Consider the following 4368-nt stretch of genomic DNA (forward strand, 5'->3'; position numbering starts at 1 on the left):
GAAACTATTTATACTGGCAGACACGTCACTAAATTCTTCGTCATAGACGGGTGTTTTGCTTACACGGTTGATAACGCCACCAGCACCACCGCGGCCGAAAATAAGGGCATTGGAGCCACGCAACACCTCAACACGCTCCACATTATAGAAGGGGCGAAAGTATTCAGCATCGTCGCGTAAGCCATCTATAAAGAAGTCTGCCTGCGTATTCTGACCACGAATCGTAATCTGATCCCTCTGACCTTCCCCTTGACCGACAGTTACACCTGGCGTGTACTGCAGCAGATCACCAATACCTCGAAAACCCTGCTCTTCGATCCGTTCAGCCGTAACAACAGATAGAGAGTTAGGAACATCAATCAATAATTCAGGCGTTTTAAAGGCTCGGGTAATGCCTTTCTCAGTCTTTTGCCCAGTGACAATAACGTGCTCAATTTCATTGGACTGATCACTATTTAAGTCATTCTCGCTTTGTGCGTCATTATCCGCCTCTCCATCCACGGCAAATGCTGACGGGGCTACAGATACAGAAATCGCTAATGCCACAGCGCGGGTGACAGTACTTCGTTTAAGCATGGTGTTTTCCCTAGTAGATTGTTGTAATGCCAATCTTTTTCTTCTAGAGGGGAACTATATAGAAACAATCACAGTAATGCAAATCATTACCATTTAGATTCTGAGAGATATTACTGCTATTAGCCAAATAAAAGCAGTGTTAAACAAACACTAACAATATACGGGAGAGTACGAGCGGGATCTTTACCTAACCAAGCGCTTATCAAAACAAGAATTAGGTTAAAATTACTTTTAGTTCAATAGCTTATTGCTAATAATTAATTAATATTATTGAGACTTTCCTCGCCTCAAGGCGCCTACTTTTGGTGCTGCAAGATTGGCTGAGACTAGTCTTCAGCTTCTTGGTGTTCTGCGGATACACCATAGATAATGAGGGTGTGATCGGTCATTTTAAAACCATGCTCTTTGGCAATGACCTTTTGGCGTTCTTCAATAATGGGGTCGGTGAACTCAATAACTTTGCCACTTTTAACACAAACCAGGTGGTCATGATGGTGACCCTCATTAATCTCAAACACGGCATGACCGCCTTCGAAATGATGGCGGATCACTAAACCGGCATCTTCGAATTGGGTTAAAACACGATAAACCGTGGCTAACCCTACATCTTCGCCCTCGTCACGCAAAGCCTGATAGACTTCTTCCGCACGCATATGGTTCGCGCGGTTCTTTTGCATGATTTCAAGAATTTTGATGCGCGGTAGTGTGGCCTTAAGGCCAGCGTTTTTTAACTCTGAAGAGCTCATGGTCTTTGGCGATCCTGAATCAGTTTTGGTAGATAAACCTGTTGGGCAAAGTTGACATACGTTACACTTCGCGCCTTACAACACGCTTGGCAATGCTCCGCCTCTTGCCACATATTACTGTATTCGGCGGCGTAATAAAATAGAAACCAGAATCAATGATTACCACTATAGTGTACCGCAGCCTGCTTATTTTCTCCCTGCTCTTGTCTTTCTCTGCCTGCTCTATCCATAAAATTGATATTCAACAAGGCAATATCATTGACGATGAACAATTAGAAAAGCTTGATATCGGTATGCGTCGCCAACAAGTGCTGCACTTGCTTGGCACGCCACTCATACAAGACCCCTTTCGCCCAGATCGCTGGGACTATGTCTATTATTTCAAACCGGCCAATAAACCTGTGGATCTTTACCAATTAACATTATTTTTTGAAGGTGAACATTTGATCCATTTCAACACCGATATTCCACAGCGTCGGCCAAAGCCCCCTATAGAGGATGAAGAAACTAAGAGCAAAACCGTTAAAACATTGTAGCCTAGGCGCTCTATTACTGAACTAGTTTACTTTGATTCCTTGGCGCGTTTGCGGCGTGCTTCTTTCGGGTCAGCAATCAATTTGCGGTAAACCTCAATGCGGTCACCTGGACGCAAGCTTGTATTAAGCTTACAGAGCTTGCCAAAAATCCCCACCTTATTCACCGACAAATCTATGTCTGGAAAATGCTCAAGCAAACCTGATGCTTGTAGCGCCGTTTCAACTGTCGCATTAGGCGCAATACTCTGTTTAAGAATAAGCTGTTCTTCCAGCGTAGCATAAGCCACTTCTATATCGATCGTTTCACTGGTCATACTATTTTTGAATCATCACTATTGTGGCCATAAATATCATTGGCACGCTGACAAAAGGCATCGACCAACTTATCTGCTATCTGCTGAAAAACTGGCCCAACTGTCATCTTGAGTAACACATTGGAAAATTCATATTCCAGATCAAGTGACACCTTACTAGCGCCCTCATCCAAAGCCTGAAAAGACCACACACCTTCAAGCGTTTTAAAAGGCCCTTCAACCAGTTTCATGGTAATACTCACACCAGGCTCATTACTATTTTTCGTAGTAAACGATTTATGTACCCTGCCTTTGCGTAGCTCGACTTGAGCACAAACACCTTGCTCATCTCGCGCCAATTCTTTACTACTGGCACACCACGGCAAAAATTTTGGGTAAGATTTAATATCATCTACCAAATCAAACATGGCTTGTGCACTGTGGTGTACTAGCGCGCTACGATTAATTCTCGGCACAGTTACGAAAACATGCCAATGGCGTTTAAAAATACCAGCATGACTGCGATTGGTGTGACATAACGAACAAGAAAATACCATATTGAATAAGCACTGGCACCCAGAGCAAGCTCACCTTGAGATGCAGCCTTCTTCATCAACCAACCAGCAAAAATTGCCATTAACACACCACCCAATGGCAACATAATATTCGATGTTAAATAATCCAGCAAACCAAAGAATGTCTTACCAAAAACAGTAAGGTTCGACCATTCGTTAAATGAAAATACCGTACCCAAACCAATAACCCAAGTCAGCAGCCCTAAAGCCATACTTGCTTTGAGTCTACTAAGACCTTTATTTTCAATGAGCCAGGCCACCGCAGGTTCAATTAAACTGATCGAAGAACTCCACGCGGCAAACACCAACAGAATAAAAAATAAAGTACCAAATAAAGTGCCAAAAGCCATATTGCCAAAGGCCAGAGGCAAGGTGACAAAAATCAGGCCAGGACCTGAACCCGTTTCAAGCCCGTTAGCAAAAACAATGGGGAATATTACTAGACCGGCTAATATGGCAACCAAGGTATCAGCAAAGGCAATGGTAAATGATGTCTGTGCTATAGATATCTCTTTTGGTAAATAAGCACCGTAAACCATGATAGCGCCCATGCCGATGCTGAGCGTGAAGAATGCTTGCCCCATTGCTGCAAGTACACCTTCAGTCGAGATTTTTGAAAAATCTGGCGTAAACATAAAATGCAAACCTTGCGCAAAACCACTGGTAGTCATCGCATACAACACCATGACTATCATCAAAACAAACAAAGCAGGAATCAAAAAACGTACCGCTTTTTCTATCCCGCCTTCGATACCACGCACAACGACTGCCATAGTCATCAACATAAAAATGCTATGCCAAAAAATAAGTGTCAGCGGCGATTTAGTTAGCTCATCAAAATGTTGCCCAACCGAGGCTGCATCAGCACCGGTGAACGTACCAGCGCCTGTAGTAAAAATATAACTGATTGCCCAACCGGCAATGACACTGTAATAAGAAAGAATTAAAAATCCGGCTGCTATGCCCATCCAACCAAGAAGCTTCCATAGCTGTGAACGACCTGCCTCTGCGGCCAAATGCTTCATGGTATCAACTGGATTACGGCGACCCCGGCGACCCAACATCACCTCAGCCATCATAATCGGCACACCAATCAGAAAAATGCACAGTAAATAAACCAGAACGAAGGCACCACCACCATTCTCACCGGCCATATAAGGAAACTTCCAGATATTACCCAGCCCGACCGCCGAACCCGTCGCCGCCATAATAAAGGCCCAGCGTGAGGTCCAAAGTCCATGCAGTGATGTTCTATTATTGTCTGCCATTGTCATTTACGTATTTCATATCTACGCGTAATAAACGTAGACTAGATATGTTATTGCTGTGTATAGCCCTAATTGTCTTGGATTTCCCTATCTAATACAAGTATTTGCAGACCATTATCACGGTTTAGCTTGTATAATCTCACCATGGCTAAAAACAAGAAAAAAGTGTCAGACAACACTATCGCGCTCAACAAGAAATCACGGCACGATTACTTTATCGAAGAGCGCTTCGGAACTGGGCTTGTACTGGAAGGCTGGGAAGTTAAAAGCATGCGTGCCGGGCGCGCGCAAATGGCCGAAAGCTATGTGGTAATTAAAGATGGCGAAGCCTTTTGGTTTAACGGGCATATCTCGGCACTACAAAGCGCCTCTAC

At 43.8% G+C, this 4368-nt stretch carries 7 protein-coding genes; 2 read left to right on the forward strand and 5 right to left on the reverse strand.

Annotated features, from left to right (window positions below):
• Window positions 1-576: TonB-dependent receptor plug domain-containing protein (locus JKY90_01220; GenBank protein ID MBL4850888.1), on the reverse strand; the 576-nt coding region annotated here is incomplete at its 3' end.
• A gap of 326 nt (window positions 577-902) precedes the next feature.
• A complete protein-coding gene (fur, locus tag JKY90_01225) occupies window positions 903-1322 on the reverse strand; it encodes a ferric iron uptake transcriptional regulator (GenBank protein MBL4850889.1) in 420 nt (139 codons plus the stop codon).
• A 155-nt stretch (window positions 1323-1477) separates the two neighbouring features.
• Here fur and JKY90_01230 point away from each other — a divergent pair, with 155 nt between their 5' ends.
• The gene (locus tag JKY90_01230; GenBank protein MBL4850890.1) at window positions 1478-1858 is read left to right on the forward strand and encodes an outer membrane protein assembly factor BamE; all 381 of its coding nucleotides are present in this window, start codon (window positions 1478-1480) and stop codon (window positions 1856-1858) included.
• 26 nt (window positions 1859-1884) lie between these two features.
• Here the strand turns inward: JKY90_01230 and JKY90_01235 are convergent, their stop codons facing one another.
• The 3 genes from JKY90_01235 to JKY90_01245 are packed head-to-tail and all read right to left on the reverse strand — an operon-like array spanning window position 1885 to window position 4000.
• Window positions 1885-2172 carry an RnfH family protein gene (locus JKY90_01235; GenBank protein ID MBL4850891.1) on the reverse strand — a complete coding sequence of 96 codons (288 nt, stop codon included), beginning with the start codon at window positions 2170-2172 and terminating at the stop codon, window positions 1885-1887.
• Window positions 2169-2627: a type II toxin-antitoxin system RatA family toxin gene (locus JKY90_01240; protein MBL4850892.1), complete on the reverse strand. Its 459-nt coding sequence runs from the start codon at window positions 2625-2627 to the stop codon at window positions 2169-2171. Before JKY90_01240 ends, JKY90_01235 begins: the two co-directional genes overlap by 4 nt.
• A 2-nt stretch (window positions 2628-2629) precedes the next feature.
• Window positions 2630-4000: a sodium-dependent transporter gene (locus JKY90_01245; GenBank protein MBL4850893.1), complete on the reverse strand. Its 1371-nt coding sequence runs from the start codon at window positions 3998-4000 to the stop codon at window positions 2630-2632.
• A gap of 138 nt (window positions 4001-4138) precedes the next feature.
• Between JKY90_01245 and JKY90_01250 the strand changes: the two genes are divergently transcribed.
• Window positions 4139-4368 (forward strand): SsrA-binding protein (locus tag JKY90_01250; protein ID MBL4850894.1); only part of this gene is annotated, 230 nt, incomplete at its 3' end.

The sequence above is a fragment of the Gammaproteobacteria bacterium genome, from assembly GCA_016765075.1.
Taxonomy (GTDB): domain Bacteria; phylum Pseudomonadota; class Gammaproteobacteria.